This is a genomic window from Thermaerobacter litoralis (assembly GCF_054654595.1).
On the sequence record NZ_BAAIES010000002.1, the window covers coordinates 184,801 to 207,084 of the forward strand.

General features: G+C 73.6%; 17 protein-coding genes. 9 read left to right on the top strand and 8 right to left on the bottom strand.

Translation table 11 applies throughout. The annotated features are described in order from the left end of the window. Positions 1-62 precede the first annotated feature (62 nt). The 4 genes from ACYQ02_RS00965 to coxB all read right to left on the bottom strand — a co-directional run bounded on the left by ACYQ02_RS00965 (position 63) and on the right by coxB (position 4,194). Positions 63-707 (bottom strand): cytochrome c oxidase subunit 3, encoded by a 645-nt coding sequence (locus ACYQ02_RS00965; RefSeq protein WP_460038560.1) that lies wholly within the window; start codon positions 705-707, stop codon positions 63-65. 16 nt (positions 708-723) lie between these two features. Further along, the gene (locus tag ACYQ02_RS00970; RefSeq protein WP_460038561.1) at positions 724-1,446 is read right to left on the bottom strand and encodes a cytochrome c oxidase subunit 3; all 723 of its coding nucleotides are present in this window, start codon (positions 1,444-1,446) and stop codon (positions 724-726) included. Positions 1,447-1,508: 62 nt separating this feature from the next. Then, positions 1,509-3,287 (bottom strand): cytochrome c oxidase subunit I, encoded by a 1,779-nt coding sequence (locus tag ACYQ02_RS00975; RefSeq protein ID WP_460038562.1) that lies wholly within the window; start codon positions 3,285-3,287, stop codon positions 1,509-1,511. 49 nt (positions 3,288-3,336) lie between these two features. Then, on the bottom strand, positions 3,337-4,194 hold the full coding sequence (coxB, locus tag ACYQ02_RS00980) for a cytochrome c oxidase subunit II (protein ID WP_460038563.1): 858 nt from the start codon (positions 4,192-4,194) through the stop codon (positions 3,337-3,339). Between the two features lie 599 nt (positions 4,195-4,793). Between coxB and ACYQ02_RS00985 the strand changes: the two genes are divergently transcribed. Next, on the top strand, positions 4,794-5,735 hold the full coding sequence (locus ACYQ02_RS00985; RefSeq protein WP_460038564.1) for a heme o synthase: 942 nt from the start codon (positions 4,794-4,796) through the stop codon (positions 5,733-5,735). Between the two features lie 316 nt (positions 5,736-6,051). Here the strand turns inward: ACYQ02_RS00985 and ACYQ02_RS00990 are convergent, their stop codons facing one another. Further along, positions 6,052-7,158: a COX15/CtaA family protein gene (locus ACYQ02_RS00990; RefSeq protein ID WP_460038565.1), complete on the bottom strand. Its 1,107-nt coding sequence runs from the start codon at positions 7,156-7,158 to the stop codon at positions 6,052-6,054. Between the two features lie 677 nt (positions 7,159-7,835). Between ACYQ02_RS00990 and ACYQ02_RS00995 the strand changes: the two genes are divergently transcribed. Continuing rightward, a complete protein-coding gene (locus ACYQ02_RS00995) occupies positions 7,836-8,315 on the top strand; it encodes a hypothetical protein (protein WP_460038566.1) in 480 nt (159 codons plus the stop codon). A gap of 275 nt (positions 8,316-8,590) precedes the next feature. After that, positions 8,591-10,480 (top strand): hypothetical protein, encoded by a 1,890-nt coding sequence (locus ACYQ02_RS01000; protein WP_460038567.1) that lies wholly within the window; start codon positions 8,591-8,593, stop codon positions 10,478-10,480. A 113-nt stretch (positions 10,481-10,593) separates the two neighbouring features. On the opposite strand, the gene ACYQ02_RS01005 is transcribed toward ACYQ02_RS01000, so the two are convergent. The 3 genes from ACYQ02_RS01005 to ACYQ02_RS01015 form a co-directional block, all read right to left on the bottom strand. Beyond that, the gene (locus tag ACYQ02_RS01005) at positions 10,594-11,052 is read right to left on the bottom strand and encodes a cupin domain-containing protein (protein WP_460038568.1); all 459 of its coding nucleotides are present in this window, start codon (positions 11,050-11,052) and stop codon (positions 10,594-10,596) included. Between the two features lie 20 nt (positions 11,053-11,072). Continuing rightward, a complete protein-coding gene (locus tag ACYQ02_RS01010) occupies positions 11,073-12,299 on the bottom strand; it encodes an alcohol dehydrogenase catalytic domain-containing protein (RefSeq protein WP_460038569.1) in 1,227 nt (408 codons plus the stop codon). A gap of 88 nt (positions 12,300-12,387) precedes the next feature. After that, positions 12,388-13,554 (bottom strand): zinc-dependent alcohol dehydrogenase, encoded by a 1,167-nt coding sequence (locus tag ACYQ02_RS01015; RefSeq protein ID WP_460038570.1) that lies wholly within the window; start codon positions 13,552-13,554, stop codon positions 12,388-12,390. 143 nt (positions 13,555-13,697) lie between these two features. Between ACYQ02_RS01015 and ACYQ02_RS01020 the strand changes: the two genes are divergently transcribed. The 6 genes from ACYQ02_RS01020 (at position 13,698) to ACYQ02_RS01045 (ending at position 22,139) form a co-directional block, all read left to right on the top strand. Then, the gene (locus tag ACYQ02_RS01020; protein WP_460038571.1) at positions 13,698-14,738 is read left to right on the top strand and encodes an alpha/beta hydrolase; all 1,041 of its coding nucleotides are present in this window, start codon (positions 13,698-13,700) and stop codon (positions 14,736-14,738) included. Positions 14,739-14,879: 141 nt separating this feature from the next. After that, the gene (locus ACYQ02_RS01025; protein ID WP_460038572.1) at positions 14,880-15,968 is read left to right on the top strand and encodes a CoA transferase; all 1,089 of its coding nucleotides are present in this window, start codon (positions 14,880-14,882) and stop codon (positions 15,966-15,968) included. A 298-nt stretch (positions 15,969-16,266) separates the two neighbouring features. Continuing rightward, on the top strand, positions 16,267-17,934 hold the full coding sequence (locus tag ACYQ02_RS01030) for a long-chain fatty acid--CoA ligase (protein ID WP_460038608.1): 1,668 nt from the start codon (positions 16,267-16,269) through the stop codon (positions 17,932-17,934). A 192-nt stretch (positions 17,935-18,126) separates the two neighbouring features. Continuing rightward, the gene (locus tag ACYQ02_RS01035; protein WP_460038573.1) at positions 18,127-19,713 is read left to right on the top strand and encodes an acyl-CoA synthetase; all 1,587 of its coding nucleotides are present in this window, start codon (positions 18,127-18,129) and stop codon (positions 19,711-19,713) included. 415 nt (positions 19,714-20,128) lie between these two features. Next, positions 20,129-21,289, top strand: coding sequence for a thiolase family protein (locus ACYQ02_RS01040; RefSeq protein ID WP_460038574.1), 1,161 nt, complete (start codon positions 20,129-20,131; stop codon positions 21,287-21,289). An 82-nt stretch (positions 21,290-21,371) separates the two neighbouring features. Next, entirely contained in the window at positions 21,372-22,139 is a 768-nt protein-coding gene (locus ACYQ02_RS01045; RefSeq protein WP_460038575.1) for a 3-hydroxyacyl-CoA dehydrogenase, read from the top strand. Positions 22,140-22,284 lie beyond the last annotated feature (145 nt).

Consider the following 22,284-nt stretch of genomic DNA (forward strand, 5'->3'; position numbering starts at 1 on the left):
GACGCCTCCCCGGACGCAACCCTCATCGCCGACCGCGCCGCCGGGGGTGCCGGGCCATCAGACTAGATCAGGTAGAACAGCGTGAAGATGAACACCCAAACCAGGTCGACGAAGTGCCAGTACAGGCCGGCCACCTCGACGCCCAGCCCCGAGTAGCGGCCGCGCATGGCGTTCAGGGTGACCACCGCCAGGTAGATCAAGCCCGTCAGGACGTGGAACCCGTGGAACCCGGTGATCACGAAGAAGCTGGCGCTGAACTGCGGCACGCCCCAGGGGTTGGTGAAGAGCCGCGCCCCTTCATGGATCAGGCTGGTCCACTCGAAGGCCTGCGACCCCAGGAAGAACAGGCCGCCCAGGATCGTCAGCAGCAGGAAGCGCACCGCCGCCTTCTGGTCGCCCCGCCGGGCCGCCCCCACGGCCGCCGCCATGGTCGAGCTGCTGCTGATCAGGATGAAGGTCATCAACGTGACCAGCCAGAGCCCTTCAAAGATGTGGGTCCGGTCCGGCCAGGTGCCCGCCTTCAGCCGCGCCACGCCGTAGGCCGTCAGCAGGGTGGCGAAGACCAGGACGTCCGACGCCAGGAAGATCCACATACCCAGCTTGGCGTGGGCCGTGGCGAAGGGCGAGCGGCCGCCGCCCCACTCCGACCGCAGCACGGCCTCCTGGTCGGCCGCCAGCGGGTGCTGCGTCGCCTCGATGGTGCTCATGCCGACACCCCCATCGTTACCAGAGAAGCAATGCGAACAGGTACACCCAGAGCACGTCGACGAAGTGCCAGTAGGTCGCGATGTTGGCCAGCGACGCCGCCCGTTGCGCCGTGGTGCCGGGCCGCCCCAGCCGCCACAGCCCGTAGATCAGCGCTCCCATGCCGCCCGCCACGTGGGCCGCGTGGGTGCCGCTGAGCAGGTAGAAGAAGGCGGCGTGGGTGCTCCCCGCGGCGGCGACGCCCGCGCCCATCCACTGCAGCCACGCGGCCACCTGGCCGGCCACGAAGAGGGCACCCAGCAGGATCGTCAGCAGCAGGGCGCGCCGCGCCCCATCGGTCCGGCCATGGCGCGTCCGCCGCCGGGCCACCTCCATGCTGACGCTGCTGGCCAGCAGGACCGCCGTGTTCCACCACAGCAGGGACGGCAGGTCCTGCCGCGCCCACCCCGGCTCGGCGCTGCGGACCACGTAGGTGCTGGTGAAGCCCATGAACATCAGGGTCACCGCCGCCACCACGATCCAGGTGGCCATGGTGGCCGCGCGGGCCCGGGCCGCCTCCTCCTCGCCGCCGCCGGCACCGCCGCCGGGGCCGCCGTGGCCCCCGCCGCGACCGGTGGGGGGCGTCCGGACCGGGGAACCGGCCCGGCCCCCGGGGATCACCGGCACCGGCGGGCGGCCCGCGACGCGGCCGCTACGGGTCCGGGTACGGGTTCGCGGTGGCTTTCGGGTTGTCGTCGCCATCTCGGTCACCCCCACAGGCCCGAGGTCCCGCCGGTGCCGTCCTGCCATCCCGGTTCGGCCGGTCAGCGGGAGCCGGCGCCGTCGCGCCCGGCCGTCGCCAGCGCGGGCTCGGGCACCCACTGCGGGATGTGGTCGACGCCCTCGGGCGCATCCTTCGGGCTGTACTCATACGGCCAGCGGTAGACCACCGGCTCCGCCTCGTCCCAGTTGCCGTGGGGCGGCGGCGACGGCGCCCACCACTCCAGGGTATTGGCCTGCCACGGGTTCCGCTCGGCCTTGGGCCCGCGGAACATGCTGTAGAACAGGTTGTAGGCGAAGATCAGCTGGGCCGCGCCCAGGACGAAGGCCGAGATCGAGATCACGTGGTTCAGGGTCGCCACGTCGCCCAGGAACTGATACGCCGCCCAGTTGTAGATTCGCCGCGGCATCCCGGCCGTCCCCAGGAAGTGCATGGGGAAGAAGGTGCCGTAGATGCCCAGGAACGTCAGCCAGAAGTGCCACTTGCCGAGCCGCTCGTTCATCATCCGGCCGAACATCTTGGGGAACCAGTGGTAGATCCCCGCGAACACCCCGAACAGCGCCGCGGCCCCCATGATGAAGTGGAAGTGGCCGACGACGAAGTAGGTGTCGTGGAAGTACAGGTCCACCGACGGGTTGCCCAGGATCACGCCCGTCAGACCGCCGGTGATGAACAGCGACACGAAGCCGATGGCGTACAAGGACGCCGCCGTGAAGCGCATCTTCGACCGGTAGATGGTCGCCAGCCAGTTGAACGTCTTGATCGCCGACGGGATGGCGATGGCCAGGGTCGTCGCCATGAAGATGCTGCCCAGGGTCGGGCTCATGCCGCTGGAGAACATGTGGTGACCCCAGACGATGAAGCTCAGGCCGGCGATGGCCAGGATCGAGCCCACCATGTACCGGTAGCCGAAGACCGGCTTGCGCCCGTGGGTCGCCAGCACCTCGGAGACGATGCCCATGGCCGGCAGGATGACGATGTACACCTCGGGGTGCCCGAAGAACCAGAACAGGTGCTGCCACAGGATCGGGTCACCGCCACCCGCCGGGTCGAAGAAGTGGGTGCCGCCCACCCGGTCGAAGATCAGCATCAGGCACGCCGCCATCAGGGCCGGGAAGGCGAACAGGCCCACCAGCGCCGTGACGAACAGGGCCCACACCGTCAAGGGCAGCCGGCTGAAGGACATGCCCTTGGTGCGCATGTTCAGCGTGGTCGTGATGTAGTTGATACCACCCGCCAGGAACGCCAGCATCAGGATGAAGACGGCGATCAGCCACAGGGTCTGGCCCGCCGTTTCCCGATCGCTCAACGGCACGTAGGCCGTCCAGCCGGACCCCGGCGCGCCGCCCTCCACGAAGAAGGAGGCCAGCGCGAACACGATGGCGACGGGGAACATCCAGTACGACAGCATGTTGAGGACGGGGAACGCCATGTCCCGCGCGCCGATCTGCAGCGGGATCAGGAAGTTGGCGAACCCGCCGCTCAGGGCCGTCGTCAGGAAGAAGAACACCATGATGGTGCCGTGCATCGTGATGGCCCCGTAGTAGAAGTCCGGGTTCATCTGCCCGCCCTTGAAGGCGTTGGGCATGATCGCCTCCAGCAGCGGCCACTGCTTGCCGGGCCAGCCCAGCTGCACGCGCATGAGCATGGCCAGGAAGCCACCGATGGCCGCCATGATCAGCGAGGTCAGCAGGTACTGGATGGCGATGATCTTGTGATCGGTGCTGAAGATGTAACGGCGCCAAAAGCTCTGCGGCTCGTGGTGGTGGGCCGCGTGGGTGGCGTGGCCCGCCACCGCGGCCTGGGTGCCGCCGTGGGCCATTACCGTTCCTCCTCTCTACCGAGCCGGTGACCGGCGATCCAAAGGCCGGTCACTGGGCCGTCCCGCCGTGCTCACCCGCGTGCTCCGTGACCCAGGCCTGCCAGTCCGCGTCGGACAGCACCTGGATCTCGCCGCGCATGGTGAAGTGGCCGACGCCGCACAGCTCCGCGCAGGCGATCTCGAAGCGCCCCACTTCCGTGGGCTCCACGTACACCTCGGTGACCTGGCCGGGGACGGCATCCATCTTCACCCGCAGCTGGGGCACGAAGAAGCTGTGGATCACGTCCCGCGAGCTGAGCTTGACCGTCACGTGGTAACCGGCCGGCATCACGATGGGACCCTTCGACCCGTCGACCACGATGTCGTCCTTGCCCGCCGGGTCATTGGGGTCGATGCCGAAGGGGTTCTTCTGGAAGTCCACGTACTGCGGGTCCGTCTTGCCGAACTTCCCGTCCGGACCCGGGTAGCGCGCCGTCCAGAAGAACTGCTGGCCCCAAACCTCCACCACCGCCGACTTCTCCGCCGCGGCGGCCGTCGGCGTGTGGAGCGTCAGCCAGATCTGATAACCCATCACGATGAACACCGTCAGGATGACGGCCGTCGCCACGGTCCAGGTGGTCTCCAACCGCTTGTTCTCGTGCCAGTAAAGCGCCCGCGGGCTGCGCGCGGCCCTCCAGACGAACCAGGCCAGCATGCCCTGGGTGAGAACGAAGACGATGCCAATGCTGATCATCAGGATGTTGAACATGTGGTCGATGGGCGCCGCGGCCGCCGACACCAGGGGCGGCAGCCACCAGCGCTTCGTGGCGTAGACGGTGCTGGCCACGCCCGCCACCAGGACGAGCCCGACCAGGAGGGTCATGACCGCACCGGCGCGCCGGTTGTCGCGCTCCGTCACCTGCTGCATGTCCCCCTTTGCCTCCCATCCGCCGGTCCCGGGCGGCAGGCGAACCGCCCGCCCTCCCGTCGCCGGCCCGTCGAGTTCCAGCGTGACGCCGCGATCCACCTTGCCGTCGTGGACCGGATCAGGTGGACCGGATCAGAACGTATTGCAATCCGAGGGCAACAAGGTCGCAGTCCCCGCAGTCCGCTTGGATTGTATGGAATCCCCCCTACGGCCGCAAGGCGACAAATGACAAGAGCGGCAACCCACCCCCTGGTGCCGCGAGCCACCTGGGCGCCTCGTCTTGCCAGCCGGCGACAAAGCGATAGAATAGTGCCGTGATCGTTCCTGCGCGCTCCTCTTTCCTGCAGCCCACTATCAAAAGTCCCTGACCCGCGCCCGTCCTGGCCATCGGGCTCCAAACCGATGCGCCTCGGGCCGAGGCCGGAGGAAAGGCGCTTCGGGTCGCATGAACCCCACGCGTTTCGGTATTTTCTAATCGTTGTGAGGGCGCGGATGGCGGAATCCGGCGGATCTCCGGACGATCCCGGGCACGGGCAGCCGGCGTCCCGCGCCGGCGCCGCGAACCGCGGGTTCAGCCATTCCGGATGGAGGAACGGTCCATGAGCATGCCCAACAGCGCGGTGCTGGCGCGCGCCATCCCCGCCAGCCGGAGCCACGCGCTCCGCGACTACCTGACGCTGATGAAGCCGGGGGTCATGCTGCTCGTCCTGGTCACCACGGCGGCCTCCATGTGGGTCGCCCTGGGCGAGGCCCCGCACCCCTGGACGCTCTTTCTCACCCTGGCGGGCACCATGCTGGCGGGCGGCTCCGCCGCCACCTTGAACCATGTGCTCGACCGGGACATGGACGCGGCCATGCCCCGCACCAGCCGGCGGCCCATCGCCGCCGGGCGGGTCCACCCCGGCCGCGCCACGGCCTTCGCCGTGCTCCTCGGCATCCTCAGCTTCGCGCTGCTGTATACCCAGGTGAATCCCCTGACGGCCTACCTGGCGGTGGGCGGCATCGCCTTCTACGTCGGCGTCTACACCGCCTGGCTCAAGCGGCGCACCCCGCAGAACATCGTCATCGGCGGTGCCGCCGGCGCCGTCGGGCCGCTGATCGGCTGGGCCGCCGCCACCGGCCGGATCGACCTGGCGGCCGTCGTTCTGTTCCTGATCGTCTTCTTCTGGACGCCGCCCCACTTCTGGACTCTGGCCGTCGCCCTGCGGGACGAGTACGCCCAGGCCAAGGTCCCCATGCTGCCCGTGGTGGCGGGCGTGGAAGCCACCTTGCGGCAGGTCTACCTCTATACGTGGATCACCGTGGCGGTCACCCTGGCCATGCTGCCCCTGGGCGTGCTGGGGTGGGCCTACACGGCGGCCGCCCTCGCGCTGGGGGCCCGGTTCCTCCGCTTGACCCGGGGCCTCATGGACCAGGTCACCGAGGGGCGGGCCCGGGCCGTGTACGGCTTCAGCATCGTCTACCTGTTCAGCCTGTTCGGCGCCATGGTCCTTGACGTGACCCTGCATCAGCTGGCCGGCGCGCTGCTGGGCCGGTTCTAGTCGCCGGTTGGGCGGTTGGGCCCGCCAGGGCCCCGTGGGACGCGACCATGGCCTGGTGCCCAGGGTCGAACCGGCACATGCCCTCGTCGGGCGGGGCACGGGATCCCAACCTGCCCTTTCAACCCACGTAACGCCGGCCGCGCGCCTGCCCTGCCAGCCCACGGGACGCCGAACCCGCGCACGGCCGAAAGGAAGGCGGCTGGCACCGGGGACCCATCCCCATGCCAGCCGCCTTTCGCCAAGTCCCCGCAGCTCGGGGCCCCGTGGCCTTGAAACGGAGCCTTCGCAGCGACCCCTTTTCCCCGGTCCTTTTGCCTCAAGCCCGGCGGGCCGGGTCGAACCGGGGCGCCGGCACCGTCACCGGCCGCGCCCGCCCGGACCCCAGGGTGATCCCGGGCGCATCCGTGCCCAGCGCCCAACCCGGACCGGCCGCCTCCAGCGCCCCGTGGCAGAGGACGGTGAAGAGCAACGCCATGATGCTGCTGTGCAGCATGGTCGCCGCCAGGTCCAGCCGGCTGAACACGACGAAGGCGCCGCTGAGGGCCTGGGCGGCCGCCAGCGCGGCGGCAAGCTGCACGGCCCGGACGATGCCAGGCGCCTGGTCCCGGTAGCGCCGGGCCCAGGCGGCCAGGGCGAATAGCCCCACCAGGAGGACGCCGGCGGCCAGCCGGTGCACCATCTGAACCAGGGCCGCCCCCTCCCACGGCCCGCCGCACAGCGGCCACGCGGGGCAGGCCAGGCTGGACCCGGTGTGGCGCACGTACGCTCCCGTGTAGACCACCAGGTACGTGTAGGCCAGCAGCGCCCAGACCCACCGGCGCAGCGGGACCGGCACCGCGTTCCCGGCCCCCGCCCCCGGCTTGGGGGTTCCCCGCCCCTCGCCCCCGGTGCCCGCGGCCGCCACCGCGCCCGGGGCCGCGGCCATGGCCGGCCCGGAGCCGGTTCCACCGCGCCACCGCCACACGCGCAGGCTCAGCAGCGCCACCGAGGCGAAGGACACCAGGGAGATGCCGAAGTGCAGGGCCAGGACCGCGTCGGCCTGGCCCCAGAGGACCACACCGGCGCCCAAACCGGCTTGCAAGAACAGGAAGAACACGGCCACCCCGGCCAGCCAGCGCGCATCCCGCCGCCCGCCCAGCCGGCGTGGCGCCAAAAAGGCCAGGGCCACCACCGCCAGGGCAGCGATCCCGGACACCACCCGGTGGCTGAACTCGATGACGGCCTGGACCGTCCACACCGGGGAACCGCACAAGGGCCAGGACCGGCCGCATCCCTCACCGGAGCCGGTGGCGGTCACCAGCGCCCCGGCCACCACCACGAGGAACATCGTCACCGTGGCGACGGCGGCCAGTCGCTTCAGGCCACGGCCGGCCGGCGTGGGGCCTGGATCCCCGTTCCGCCGTATCTGCGCTTCATCGGCCATCGGCGTCACCCCCCACTGTAAAAAGCCCGAAGGTCGTCCATCGCCGGGTCCAAGGCCCGAACGTCGTCCATTACCGGCGGGCTTCCGCGTCCCTGCGTCCTTGTTGGATCGCCGGGCGTCTTTTGGCATCTTGAGGCGGATCGGCCACCGAGGCGGATCGGCCGCCCGCGAGGGGCCGCCCGCCAGGGCAACCAGCACCACCGTAGCCCAAGGCACCGGGCTAGGCAATTCGGCGAACACCCCATGGCGCGCCCCGGGGCCGGGCGCCGCCTCTTGCAGCGCACCTTCCAGCGCACCTTCGTCTTCAGGAGCCTTCAGGAGCCGCCCCGAGATCGCCTTCAGGAGCCGCCGCGAGACCGCGGCGCGCAGCCACCACAAGGCCCCGCCGAACGGCCCCGGCCCGGGCCGGCTCCCCGGAGGCCGCGGCGGGCCGGCCGAATGGGGCCCCCGGGGGCTGGTCAACCTAACCATGACGCACCCGTTGCGCCGGGGCGACCGCCCCCTTCCGGATGCGCCGGGGCCGTCGCCGCGCCCGTCCCGCCGGCGAAACGGCCGGTGCTCCCGCGGGGCCCCGCCCCACCGCAGGCCGGGGCGAATCCAGGGGCACCGCCCTGGGCCGTTGGTGCCGGCGCGCCCCGCCGCGACCGGCACCCGCACGCACAAGGAGGGAGACGCCCGTGGCACCGGTACGCAACGTGGCCACCGCCCGGGTGGTGACGGCCGGCCTCATCGCCGGGCTCGTCCAGATCGCCACCGTCTACGTCCTGCAACCGATCCTGGGAACCCAGCGCGGCGCCTTCAGCCGGTTCGTCGCCGACGGCCTGGGGATGGGTGACAGCCGGGTGATGGCCCAGGCCGCCATGGCCATCGGGGGCCTGGCGGCCCTCCTGGTGGCGGCCGTGCTCTGGGCCTTCGTCTACCGGGCCATCGCTCCCGCCGGCAACGCCGTCACCGGCATGGCCTTCGGGCTGGCCGTGTGGATCGCCGGCGCCCTGGTAATCCTGCCGCTCCTCTCCGCCATCGGGGCGGCCCCGTCGCCGGGCTTTTTGGGCACGGGTTTCTCGGGAGCCCGCAGTGCCCTGGTGGCGGCCGTCGCCCACCTGGTCTACGGCGGCGTCCTGGGCGGCATGCTGGCCGGAACCCGTTCCGCCGCCTGACCGTTGCCCCGGACCGCATTCTTCCCGGCCCACGGCCGCTCGCGCCCGCCTAGTCGACGGGGGACCGGCGCCTCCGGCGGCAGCCCGGCGGTCGACCCGGATACCCGGATCCGACCCGTGCCGGAGGCCATGGGCTGGGCCGCGCCAGGCCCGCCCGGGCACCAGCAGGCCCCCAATCCGGGGCGAGCCGGATCCGGCGCGCCCCCTCGCCCGCCGGCCGCACCCCTGTTCTGCCCTCCGCGTATGTTGACAGCGATCGGAGGGGGGAGCGGCCGATGCAGGTCCTGGTCCGCCACCGCTGGCTCGTGGAGGTCGACCCCGCCGGCGCCGCCGGCTGGGCCACCGTGCTGGAACGGCTGGGACACCGGGTCTTCCTGGGTCGCGGCAGCGACGGGGGAAGGCCCTTTGCGGCCGTCGACTCCGCCCTGCACGGCCGGACGGTGCTCCTCTCGGTGTCCCGGGACGAACCCGGCCCCCGGCCGGCAGAGCCCGGAGGCGGCACCGGGACGCCGGATCCGCCCTCGGCTCCCCAGCCGGCCGGTACCGGCGGCTCGCTGCCGCCGCTGGCCACCCGGCTCGCCCGCCTGCTCCAGCGGGCCGGCGCCACGGTGATCGTCCTGCCGGCGCTGGGGGACCCGGGACGGCCGGCGGAGCCCCTGAGCCAACCCCTGAACCAGCCTCTGAACCAGCCCCTGCACCCCGGAGGACCGCAGGAATCCCCGGCGGGTGGAACCTCCCCCGGCCGGTCGCCGGGGACCGGCGGAACCGAGGGCCCGGGCGGCGGGGCCGGCACCCCCGATGGCGGGACGGCGACGGCCGGGCCGCTCGGCGCCGACCTCCTGGTCGCCCTGCGCCTGGACGCCGTCTCCCTGCGCGCCCGGGTCCGGGCCACCGGCCGCAATCCGTGGGCCGCGTGGCAACTGGCCCGGCGGCTGGCCCGCTCCCTGTGGTGGCACGGCTGCGTTCCCGTCCACCGGCAGCCCTGGCCGGGCACCGGCGGCGTCACCCTGTCCTTCCCGGTGCCGGCGGGCGCGCCGGATCCTCCGCATGGGTCCGGGTGGGGCGGCGATGGGTTTGGGGGGCTCCGCGGCGCCGGCCGGGCGGCGGGGAGCGGCACCCCGGCCACCCGCCAGGCTGGCTCGTCGCCGGCCGCGGCACGGGTGGTGCTGAGCGCGCCCCTGGCGGTCACCCTCACCCTCCCCGCCGGCTGGCCCGACGACGTGGTGGCCGCCGCCCTCTACAGCGGCCTGGTCACCTTCTTCGGCGGGCCCCCGCAGCCCCTGGTGCCGTGGGGCGAGACCCCGTCGGCCACCGAACCCGATCTGGCCGCGGCCAACAATGGGAAGGTTGTCCGGCCCGGCGGCCCGGATCCGGGCGGCCAGGCCCGCGCACCCCAGGGCCACCGCGCCGGGGCGAACGGAGGGCTCGAGGGAGTCAACCCCGAAGAGGCGGATCCCGCGGTCGCCGGCCAGGGGGTCGACGGCCCCGGCTCCGCCGCCCAGGGGGTGGAGACAGAGGCCGCCGGGGAATCCCGGGAAAACCTGATCGCGGACCCGGTTGATGTCGCGGAAAAGGAGGCGGGCGAGGAAGCGGGCGGGGACACGGGCGGCACCGAAGTCGCCGGCGCCGGGGAAGCCGGGCCCGCAGGGCCGAAGCCGCCGGCCGCGGGCCGGACGGCCGGCTCGCCGACCGCAACCGGGGCCAGCGGGACGGAGACCCCGACTCCAGCGGCGCCCACGGCGGCCGCGGTGCCCGGAGGAAAACGGGCGGTCCCGTCCCCCACGGCCGAGCCCTTGCCGGCGGGCGGCCCCGACGCCAGCCGGGGCATCCCGCCCGCAGCGGATGGCCCGCCGCCGGGCCAGGGGGCGCTCGCCCGGCGCCCGGCCCTGGGGTCCCGCGGGGAACGGCCTGGCGCCGCCAGCCGGCCGGCCACCCTCTCCCCGGCGGCGCTGCAGGGTCTGCCTCCCGCGGTGTTGCCGCCGGGGGCCTCCACCGGCCACCGGTTCCACCCCCGGATCGCGGCGGGTCCCGGCGGGGCCGCCGGTTCACCGCCCGCGGCGCCACCCGGTGCCCGCAACCCCGGCCCCCGCACCCCCGGGGCGATGCGGGTCGTCCCGTCCTTCGCCACGGGCCGGGAACCGGGTTCGCTCCAGCCCTTCCGCTGAATGCGCCCGCCCCGCCGGCCGTGAGCCGGCAGGAGACAGAGCGAGCCCCCGGCTAGCCCGCGATGGGGGCACAGCCGCCCATCCCCGCTGGCCGCCGCGGCCCGGATCGCCCGTCAGGGGTTCAGGGGACGCGGCCGGTCCCGCTGGGCGTCGACGACGCAGAGGAAGCCGAAGGGCTCGTCCCCCTCCCCGCCGGGGTGGCGGAACTGGTGGGGCGTCTCGGGCGGGACGTAGATCAGGTCGAAGGGCCGGACCCGGTGCACCTCGTCGCCCACCTGCACCTCGCCCTCGCCGCGCAGGATCAGCACCGCGTGGATGTGCTGGTGCAGCTCCAGCCGGGAGTATCCCCCGGGCCCCACCTCGAAGTACCGGACCTCGAAGGCCGCCGGCGTGGCGCCGCCGGGCACCAGGGTGCGGCGGATGACGTCGCGGAAGCGCGGCGCCGGTTCTTCCGGTCCCTGGTACACCTGGTCGGGGATGCCCTCCCAGCGGAAGGTGGTGGGGTCGAACCGGCGCACCCGCAGGCGCCCGAACTCCTCGGCCGTCAGGGGGCGGTTGGACGTGGTTTCCATTGGGATGAAACCTCCTGCCGTCACAACTCGACCATCACCTTCAACGCGCCCGGGTCCTTGACCTGGCGGTAGGCGGTGGCGACTTCCGCCAGCGGGTACCGGTGGGTCACCAGGTCCCCGGCCGGCACCTGGCCCGCCGCCAGCAGGTCCAGGGCCGCCCGGGTGTCGGGGGGCCCGGCGGAGTAGCTGGGAACCAGCCGGATCTCCCGGAAGAACACGTCGTAGCCGGGAATGGCCGGATCCCTCCCGGGGGCGGTGGGCGCGAACATCACCACGGTGCCGCCCGGCCTCGCGCAGGCGATCCCCAGGCGCAGGGGCTCCTCCCCTGCCGGCGAGACCAGGACCAGGTCGGCCCGCTCCCCCCACCGCTCTTCGAGGCAGCGGGCCACCGCCTCCGGGTCCGAGGCAGCCGCCAGCCATGGCACCGCCGCCGGCGGCTGGCCGGGGTCCACCGGGCCAGCCGCCGCCCCCCCACGGCCGCTCGCGGCGGCCGCCCCAGCCGCGCCTCCCCCTGGCCTTTCGTCACCGGCCGGACCGGTGTCGATCACCAGGGTCGCCCAGCGCCGCGCCGCCCAGGCCAGCCGCCCGGCCAGCCGGTCGACCACGGCCCGCTCCGCCGCGCCCCAGGCCCGGGCCACCAGCCCCAGGACCTGACCCATGAACCCGGCGCCGATCACCGCCACCCGCTGCCCCGGCGCCAAGCCCGCCCGCCGCAGGGCGTGGACGGCGCAGGCCACCGGTTCGACCAGGACGCCCACCTCCCACCCCGCCCCGGGCGGCAGGGGCAGGGTGTCGTGCGCCAGCACCTGGGGCGCGACCACCGCGTACTCGGCCATGCCCCCGGGCAGGAGCCCCGGGCGGCGCCAGACGGGACAGTGGACGAAGTCGCCCCGCCGGCAAGCGGCGCAGTCCATGCAGGGCGCGTGATGGTGGACGAAGACGCGGGTGCCCACCTGGATGCCGGGCGGCGGCTGGGTCCCCGGCCCCAGGGCGACGATCTCCCCCGCCGGCTCGTGGCCGAAGACAAAGGGCCCGCCCCGGGCCTTGCCCGCCACGTACCAGTCCAGAAGGTCGCTGGAACAGATGCCGCAGGCCCGCAGCCGGACCAGGGCCTCGCCGGGGCCCGGCCGCGGCACGGGCTGCTCGCCCACCTCGACACGGCCGCCGGCATCCAGCAAGGCCACCCGCATCCGGGCGGGAAGAACCGGCGGCGCCGGCGGCGCCGGCGGCGCCATCCCACGGGCCATGGACGGCTCCCCCCTGCCTCACCCATCGCGGCCCGGGCCGGCGCCGATCCCGCCCTGGCCCGGGCCCGGGTTCGATTCAGCAAACCGCTCAGGTCGAAGCCGGCGGGACCGGGGCCGGCGAGCCTGGCGCGCCTGCTGCGGCCGGTTCGTCCGGCGCGGCGGGCGCGTCCGGCGAGGCCGGTTCGTTAGCGCCCGGCGAGGCCGGTTCGTCCCCGCCCGGTGCGTCCCCGTCCGGGTAGAGGGCCACTTTGATGGCCTCCCCCCGGTCCAGGGCCTGGAAGACCGACGGCAGATCCGCCAGGGGCCGCCGCTGGGTGATCAACGCCGCCACGGGCAGCCGCCCCCGCGCCAGCAGGTCATAGGACTCGCGGACGTCGGCCGGGGTGTAGTGGAAGGAGCCGATCAGGTCGACCTCTTCGTAGTGGAGGCGGAAGGCCTCGAAGTGGACCCAGGTGCCGCCCGCCAGCCCGCCGAAGAGCAGGACCCGGCCGCCGGGACGCACCCACTGGGCCGCCGCCTGCCACCCCTCGGCCCGCCCCGTCGCCTCGATCACCGCCGCCGGTCCCTCGCCGCCGAACAGGGCCCGCACCCGTCCCAGGGCCTCCTGGGCGTCGGCCTGCAGGGTCTCGGTGGCCCCGGCCTGCCTCGCCAGCTCCAGGCCCGCCGGGCGCCGGCCCACGGCCACGACCCGGGGCACCTTCAAGGCCCGGGCGACCATGATGTGCAGCAGGCCGATGGTGCCGGTCCCCAGGACCACGACCTCCTCGGGCCGCCCCAGCCGGCGCCAGCCCCGGACCACGCAGCTCAAGGGCTCCAGGAAGGCCGCCTCCTCGAAGGACAGATGGTCCGGCTTGGGGAAGAGGTGGCGGGCGACGACGGGCGCCGGCAGCCGGATGTACTCGGCGTACGCCCCCAGGGCCATCCGCTCCGGTTCGAACAGGCGCTGGCACAGGTTCTCCTGCCCGCGGCGACAGGGCGGGCACTGGCCGCAGGGGCCGGTGGGAACCCACATCACGGGGTCGCCGGGACGGAAGCGCTCAACCCCCTCGCCCACGGCGTGGACCACGCCGGCCGCCTCGTGGCCGAAGGGCCCCGGGACGGGGAGGCGGGCGTGGCCGCGGCGAAAGGTCTTGAGGTCGGTGCCGCAGGTCAGGGCGCACCGGATCCGGACGACCACCTCGCCCGGACCCGGCTCGGGCACCGGGATCTCCCGCAGGGTCAGCCGGCGGATGCCGGCCAGGTATCCTTGCAGCAACGGCCACCCTCCATGGGCCGGGACGTCCAGGACATCCCGGGTATGGGGCTAAATTAGAAGGTACCACAAACGGGCGGCCGCTCCCCGGCTGCCGCCCGGCGACGGCCCACGACCGCCATCACGACCATCGAGGTGATCCCAGCGTGCACCGTCCCGTCCATGCCCCCTTCCAGGCCGTGGAGCACCGCCACCAGAGCCGCGTGCTGGCGGGCAACCCCTGGGGCGATCCGGCGGAGCGCTCCCTGTGGGTGCTGGTTCCTCCCGGCGGCTTGCCCGACCGGCCCGTGCCCTGCATCTGGCTGCTCTCGGGATTCGGAGGAACCGGCGCGACCCAGCTCAACTTCAACCCGTGGGAGGAGACCCTGCCCGAGCGCTTGGGAAGGCTCTATGCCGAGGGCCGGATTGGGCCGGCGGTCTTCGCCCTGCCCGACTGCTTCACCTACCTGGGCGGCAGCCAGTACCTGAACTCCCCCGCCGTGGGCCGCTACGAGGACTACGTCGTCGGGGAGCTGGTGCCCCTGGTGGAGGGCCTCTACCCCATCGCCGCCCACGGGGTGGCGGGCAAGTCCTCGGGCGGCTACGGCTCCTTCATGCTGGCCAGCCGGCACCCCCAGGTCTTCCAGGCCTTCGCCTGCCACTCGGGCGACATGGCCTTCGAATACTGCTATCTGCCCGACTTCCCCAAGTTCCTCGATCACGTGCGCCAGCTGGGCGGGCTGAAGGCGTACGTCGATGCCTACCGCCAGCTGCGGGCGCGGGGCCAGTCCCTCAACCGGAGCTGGCAGGCGTCCTTGAACATCTTCGCCATGGCCGCCTGCTACTCGCCGGATCCTGCCGAGCCCTACGGCATCGCCCTGCCCGTCGACCTGGAGACCGGCGCCCTGCGGCCGGCGGTCTGGGAGCGGTGGCTGGCCCACGACCCCGTGCGGCTGGCCCCCCAGGTGGCGGCGGCCCTCCGCCGTCTCCGGCTCGTGTACATCGACTGCGGCCGGCAGGACGAGTTCAACCTGCTCTGGGGCGCCCGGCAGCTCCACCGCGCCCTGGTGGAGCTGGGGATCGACCACACCTACGAGGAGTTCGACGGCGGCCACTTCGGCATCGCCCACCGCTACGACGTCTCCCTCCCCCTGCTCTACCGGGTCCTGGCGGAGGGGGCCGGCGGGGGGCCGGTAGGCAACAAGTAGGCCCGGTCACGCGGCCGTGTGGATGGAGCCCCACGATCCCATGGGGGCCAGCGAGCAACGGGTAGGCCCGGCCACCCCACCCGGTGCCCTGCCGGGGAACGCGGGGAAGCGGTGATCACCGGAAGCCGGCAGGACGACGGGTTGTCGCGGCGAATCCCATTGCTCACCACCACGTCTGGCGACGAGATCGGGGTGAAGGCCGTGCCCGTCGATGCCCGCCCCTCCCCCGCGCCGCCCCCGTCCCCGGATCCCCTGGAGGGGTACCGGGTCGTCAACCTGGCCGTCAACGTGCCAGGACCGGTGGCCGCCGCCCGGTTGCAAGCCCTGGGCGCCACGGTTTACAAGATCGAACCGCCCGGCGGCGATCCCCTGGCGGCCGCCGCCCCTGCCTGGTACCGGTCCCTCACCGCCGGGCAGGTGGTCCGGCGCCTGGACCTGAAGTCGCCCGGTGGCCAGGCCGCCCTGGCCGACCTGCTGGCCCAGGCGGACCTGCTGCTGACGGCCCAGCGCCCCTCGGCCCTGGCCCGGCTCGGCCTCGGGCCCGGGGACCTGGCGCGCCGGTTCCCTCGCCTGGTCCACGTGGCCATCGTCGGCCACCCGGCTCCCCGCCAGGAGGAACCCGGCCACGACCTGACCTACCTGGCCGCGACGGGGCTGCTGGACCCGCCCGCCCTGCCCCGCACCCTGATGGCCGACCTGGCCGGGGCGGAGCGGGCGGTGACGGCCGCCCTGGCGCTGCTCCTGGCCCGGGAACGGGGCCGGTTCGTCCGCCGGGTTGAGGTCAGCCTGGCCGAGGCCGCGGCGTCCCTGGCCGCTCCCCTAGAGCACGGGCTCACCGCCCCCGGGGGGCCCCTGGGCGGCGGCCTCCCCTTCTACCGCTGCTATCCCGCCCGGGAGGGCTGGGTGGCGGTGGCGGCCCTGGAACCCCACTTCGCCCAGCGGCTGCTGGCCGAGCTTGCCCGGCCGGGCCAGGCCGGCCTGGCGGCACCGGTCCCGCCGGAGGCACTGGGGGCGATGGAGGCCGCCCTGGCCTCGGCCTTCCGCCGCCGCTCGGCCGCCGAGTGGGAGGCCTGGGCCCGGGAGCGGGACCTGCCCATCGCCGCGGTCCGGCAGCGGCCCGCCCTCCCTCAAGGGCCCGCCGCGGCCACGGCGACGCCCCACGGAGACGGCCCAGGAGGAGGTGATGCCCGGCCGCCGGACCCCGCGCCCTCACCCCGACCGGCCCCGTGACGTTGCCGGGCGGCCGGCCGGACCGGGGCCGCGCCCTCGGGGTGCGACGCCCTCCCCGGACTGGAGGCGGCCCTCTGCCGGGCCCGGGCTGCGGGCTGCGGGCACACCGGCTCAGGGGAGGGTGGCCGCGCCGGGGCCGAGCGATCGGCTTCCCGTTCGCCTTCCCGTTCGGCTTCGCGTTCGTCCGATTTCGCGGCTGCGTTCGTCCGACGGTCAGTCCGCTGGTCACCTTGGCCGGCCCCGGCGCTGGGGGCCCGGGCCGGCCCCCGCGAGAGGAGGATGGACCGTGCAGGGCCTGATGATGGACTATCCCCTGACCTTGCTGACCATCTTGCGCCGGGCCGAGGCCCTCTTCGGCCCCCGGGAGATCGTCACCCGCCTGCCCGACAAGACCTTCCACCGCTACACCTACCGGGACTTCACCGAGCGGGCCCGCCGCCTGGCCGTCGCCCTGCAGGACCTGGGCGTCGGCCGGGGGGACCGGGTGGCCACGCTGATGTGGAACCAGTACCAGCACCTGGAGGCCTACTTCGGCATCCCCGCCGCCGGGGCGGTGCTCCACACCCTCAACCTGCGGCTGCACCCGTCGGAGCTGGCCTACATCGTCAACCACGCCGGCGACAAGGTGCTGATCGTCGACCAGACCCTGCTGCCGCTCTTTCAGCAGTTCCGGGACCAGGTCCGGCTGGAGCACGTGATCCTGGTGAGGTCGCCGTCCCCGTCGGGCGCCGGGGCCGGCGGCGGTACGGCGGCGGGCGGTCCCGGCGCCAGCGCGGAGGCGGGCCAGGGGTTCCTCGACTACGAGGCGCTGCTGGCCGCGGCCGACCTGGGCCGCTACCGGGAACCCGACCTGGACGAGCGGGAAGCGGCAGCCATGTGCTACACCTCGGGCACCACGGGCCGGCCCAAGGGGGTCCTCTACTCCCACCGCGCCCTGGTGCTCCACTCCCTGGGCACCGCCCTGCCCGACTGCGTGGGCATGGGTGAGGCCGACTGCTGCCTGCCCGTGGTCCCCATGTTCCACGCCAACGCCTGGGGCATGCCCTTCACGGCGACCATGGTCGGGGCCAAGCAGGTCTTCCCGGGCCCGCACCTGGACGCCATCAGCCTCCTGGAAGACTTCTCCCAGGAGCGGGTCACCCTGACGGCCGGCGTGCCCACCATCTGGCTGGGCATCCTGCAGGAGCTGGACAAGAACCCCGGCCGCTGGGACCTCTCCAGCCTGCGGGCCATGCTGGTGGGCGGCTCCGCCGCCCCCAAGGGCATGATCCGGGGCTTCCAGGAGCGCCACGGGCTGCGGGTGATCCACGGCTGGGGCATGACCGAGACCTCCCCCGTCGGCACCCTCTCCCAGCTGCCGCCCGACCTGGCCGGTGCACCCGACGAGGTGCAGTACGCGTACCGCGCCAAGCAGGGCCGTCCCGTGCCGCTGGTGGAGATCCGGGCCCGCAACGAGCGGGGTGTGGTCCCGTGGGACGGCGAGACCATGGGTGAGCTGGAGGTGCGGGGCCCCTGGATCGCCGCCGCCTACTACGAGGCGCCGGAGGCGGCCGACCGCTGGACGGAGGACGGCTGGCTGCGCACGGGCGACATCGCCACCATCGATCCCCGGGGCTTCGTGGAGATCAAGGACCGGGACAAGGACCTGGTCAAGTCGGGCGGCGAGTGGATCAGCTCGGTCGCCCTGGAGAACGAGCTGATGGCCCACCCCGCCGTCGCCGAGGCGGCGGTGATCGCCGTTCCCCATCCCAAGTGGCAGGAGCGGCCGCTGGCCGTGGTGGTGCTGAAGGAGGGCCACACGGCGACCAAGGAGGAGCTGATCGAGTTCCTCCGTCCCAAGTTCGCCAAGTGGTGGCTGCCCGACGACGTGGTCTTCGTCCCGGAGATCCCCCGCACCTCGACGGGCAAGTTCCTCAAGGCCGCGCTCCGGGAGCGGTTCCGGGACCACCTGGCGGCGAGCAGCTAGGCGTGGCGGGCGGCCCATGGTGGCGGCTCACGGTCGCGGCTTACGGTCGCGGCTCACGGTGGCGGGCGGCGAAGCGCCCGCCACCAGGCCCCCCGGCCGGCCCGGGCCCCGGGTCGCGGGTCGAACCCGGCCCCGGCCCGGCGGCACCGCCCTGACGGGCCCGCACCCCACCCTGCGGAAGGAGGACCTGCCATGGCCGTTCGTCCCGATGATCCGGCCCGGCGCCTGGCCCTGCGCAACACCATCGGCGACGCCCTGCGCCGGTCGGCCCGCAAGCACCGGGACCGGGTCGCCCTCCACTTCGGCGACCGCCGCTGGACCTACGCCCAGTTGGACGGGGCCGCCACCCGCCTGGCGCGGATCCTCAGCGAGATGGGGCTGGAGGCCGGCGACCGGGTGGCAGTCCTGGGGCGCAATTCGGACACCTATGTCCTGCTCTTCCTGGCCTGCGCCCGGGCCGGGTTCGTCCATGTCCCGGTGAACTTCATGCTGACGGGCCGGGAGCTTCTGTACATCGTCAACCAGTCGGGCAGCCGCGCCCTCTTCTACGACGCCCAGCTGGAACCGGCGGTGGCGGCGGTGCGGGACGAAGCCCGGGCGTCGATCTACGCCACCATGGAGTCGCTGCTGGAGGCGGTCCAGGCTTCCAGCGATCCCGCCGGTCCGGCGGCGGCCGAGGGCGCCGGAGCGGACGATGCCTTCGCCGCGGTGGAGGAGGACCAGGTCGTCCAGCTGCTCTACACCTCCGGAACCACCGCCGCCCCCAAGGGGGCTATGATGACCCACCGGGCGCTGCTGGCCGAGTACCTGAGCTGCCTCGTGGAGCTGGACATCCAGCGCCACGACCGCTGCCTTCATGCCCTGCCCCTGTACCACTCGGCCCAGATGCACGTGTTCCTGATGCCCCAGCTGCTGGTGGGGGCCACCGGCTGGATCCTCCCGGCGCCGGTGCCCGAGGTGTGCCTGCCCCTGATCGCCCGGGAGCGGATCACCTCGATGTTCGCCCCGCCGACGGTGTGGATCAACTTCCTGCGCCACCCCGAGTTCGACCGCCACGACCTGAGCAGCCTCAAGAAGCTGTACTACGGCGCCTCCATCATGCCGGTGCCGGTCCTGGAGGAACTGCGCCGGCGGCTGCCGGGGGTCGCCGTGTACAACTGCTACGGGCAGAGCGAGATCGCGCCCCTGGCCACGGTGCTCCGCCCCGAGGAACACGACGCCCGGCCGGCGTCGGCCGGCCGGCCCGTCCTCCACGTGGAGACCCGGGTGGTGGACCCGGCCATGCGGGACGTCCCGCCCGGGGAACTGGGCGAGATCGTCCACCGCTCGCCCCAGCTGCTGGTGGGCTACTGGGACAAACCCGAGGAGACCGAGGAAGCGTTCCGCGGCGGCTGGTTCCACTCCGGCGACCTGGGCTACATGGACGAAGAGGGCTACCTCTACGTGGTCGACCGCATCAAGGACGTGATCAACACGGGCGGCGTGCTGGTGGCCAGCCGCGAGGTGGAGGAAGCCCTCTACACCCACCCCGCTGTCTCGGAGGTGGCGGTCATCGCCCTGCCCGATCCCAAGTGGATCGAGGCGGTGACGGCGGTGGTGGTGCTCAAAGCCGGGGCCCAGGCCAGCGAGGAGGAGCTCATCGCCCACGCCCGCCAGCACCTGGCGCCCTTCAAGGTGCCCAAGCGGGTCTTCTTCGTGGACGACCTGCCGCGGAACGCGTCGGGCAAGATCCTCAAGCGGGAGCTCCGGGCCCGCTTCGCGGCGGCAGCGGGGAACTGAGGGCCGGGCGACCGAAGCGCCTCCCCCACCAACGGCCTGCCCCACCAACGCCACCCGCCGCGCCGCTGGGACCGGCCGGGGTTGCAGGGGAGCCGCCGGGCCCTCGGGGGTCGGTCGGTGCGGGACGCGAAGCCGGGCCGGTTGCGGCCCTACCGGTAGCCGGGTCCAGCAGGGGCGGGGCCCGCCCGCGCCGAAGGGAGCTGGCGGGCCCCGGCCCACCAGGGGCGGCTGCAAGGCGGCCCGATACGCCGCCGCCGACCGTCCGGTTGGTCGGTCCGGGCTTGGAGGCCGGCCTTCGTCCCGGTGCGGGCGGCGGCTTCCAACCCGGGCGGGACCCGTGCCCGCGGCGGGCGGTCCGGGTCTCCCGGATGGCGGGGTGCGGGCCGGGACCCGACGTACGAAGGGAGGGGTGACCGTGGGCGAGCCCGTGCTCATCGATGGCGTGCGCACGGCCTTCGGCCGGCGCGACGGCGTCCACCGCGCGACCCGCCCCGACAAGCTGCTTTCCCTGGCGCTGCGGGGCCTGGTGGACCGGGCGGGCATCGATCCCGGCGCCGTCGACGACGTGATCACCGGCTGCGTCACCCAGGCCGGCGAGCAAGGGGCCAACATCGGCCGGCTGGGCGTGCTGCTGGCCGGCTTTCCCGTCCGGGTTCCGGCGGTCAGCCTGAACCGGATGTGCGGGTCGAGCCAGCAGGCGATCCACTTCGCCGCCCAGGCCGTGGCCGCCGGCGATGCCCGCTACGTGATCGCCGCCGGGGTGGAGAGCATGACCCGCGTGCCCATGTTCAGCGACATCCGCGGCGGGTTTGAGGTCTTGAACCCCGAGCTGCGCGACCGGTACGAGCTGATCCACCAGGGGGAGAGCGCCGAGCGCATCGCCGAGAGGTGGGGCATCTCCCGGCGGGAGGCCGACGAGTTCTCCGCCGAGAGCCACCGCCGAGCCAGCGCCGCCGCCCGCGAGGGGAGGAACCGGGAGATCGTCCCGGTGGAAGGGCTGGACGCCGGCGGGCAGCCCGTCACCGTCACCCGCGACGAGGGCATCCGCGACCAGGTGGACCTAGAGCGCATGGCGGCCCTGCCCACGGTGTTCCGGCCCCAGGGCAACGGGATCGTCACCGCCGGCAACAGCAGCCAGATCTCCGACGGCGCCTCGGCGGTGCTGGTGGCCGACCGGGAGGCGGCTCTGGCGGACGGCCTGCGGCCCAAGGCCCGGTTCCGCGCCCGGGTGGTCGTCGGCGACGATCCCACCATGCAGCTGACGGCGGTGATCCCCGCCACCCGCCTGGCCCTGGAACGGGCCGGCTTGACGCTCCAGGACATCGACTGGATCGAGATCAACGAGGCCTTCGCCACCGTGGTGCTGGCCTGGGCCCGGGAACTGGAGCCCGACATGGACAAGGTCAACCCCTGGGGCGGCGCCATCGCCCACGGCCACCCGCTGGGCGCCACCGGCGCCGGGCTGATGGCGAAGATGCTGGCGGGGCTGGAGGCCACCGGCGGCCAGTTCGGCCTGCAGGTGATGTGCATCGGCCACGGCATGGCCACCTGCACCATCATCGAGCGCCTGGCCTAGCGGCGCGGCAGGGGGCCGCTCCCCTGCCCGCCTCGACCAGTGGCAGGTCCATCCAGCAGGCAGGTCAAAAGGAGGCGCACCCATGGAGGTCAAGGGCGCAACCTTTCTGGTCACCGGCGGCGGCTCCGGCCTGGGGGCCGCCACGGCGGAGCTCCTGGCGGAAGCCGGGGCCAACGTCATCATCGCCGACGTCAACCCGGCCGCCGGGGAGGCGGTGGCCGGCCGCCTGGGCGGGCGGGGCCGGTTCGTCCCAACCGACGTCACCGACCCCGGCAGCGTGCAACAGGCGGTCCAGGCCGCGCTGGAGGGCTTCGGCGGACTTCACGGGGCCGTCAACTGCGCCGGGGTCGCCATCGCCGAGAAGGTCCTGGGCCGCGACGGACCCCACGACCTGGACCGGTTCCGCCGGGTCATCGAGGTCAACCTGGTGGGAACCTTCAACGTGATCCGGCTGGCCGCGGCCGCGATGGCCCAGGCCGAGCCCAACGAGGAGGGCGAGCGCGGGGTCATCGTCAACACCGCGTCGGTGGCCGCCTTCGACGGGCAGATCGGCCAGCCCGCCTACTCCGCCTCCAAGGGCGGCGTGGCGGCCATGACCCTGCCCATCGCCCGGGAGCTGGCCCGGTACGGCATCCGGGTGGTCACCATCGCCCCGGGGATCTTCGACACCCCGATGATGGCGGGGCTGCCCGAGCCGGCCCGCAAGTCGCTGGAGCAGCAGGTGCCCTTCCCCTCCCGCCTGGGCCGGCCGCGGGAATACGCCATGCTGGTGCGGCACATCATCGAGAACCCGATGCTCAACGGCGAGACGATCCGCCTGGACGGGGCGCTGCGGATGGGGCCGCGCTGAGGGGCGCAGCGGCCCGCGCCGTCCCCATCGCGTCCCCCATCGAGTCGCGACCGGGCATGGGGGCCGGATCCGCCCTGGGCGGCCGGCCCCCGAAGCCTGGAAGCGACGTGTTGACGGCCCGTCCAGCGTCGTCCAGTCCTGCATC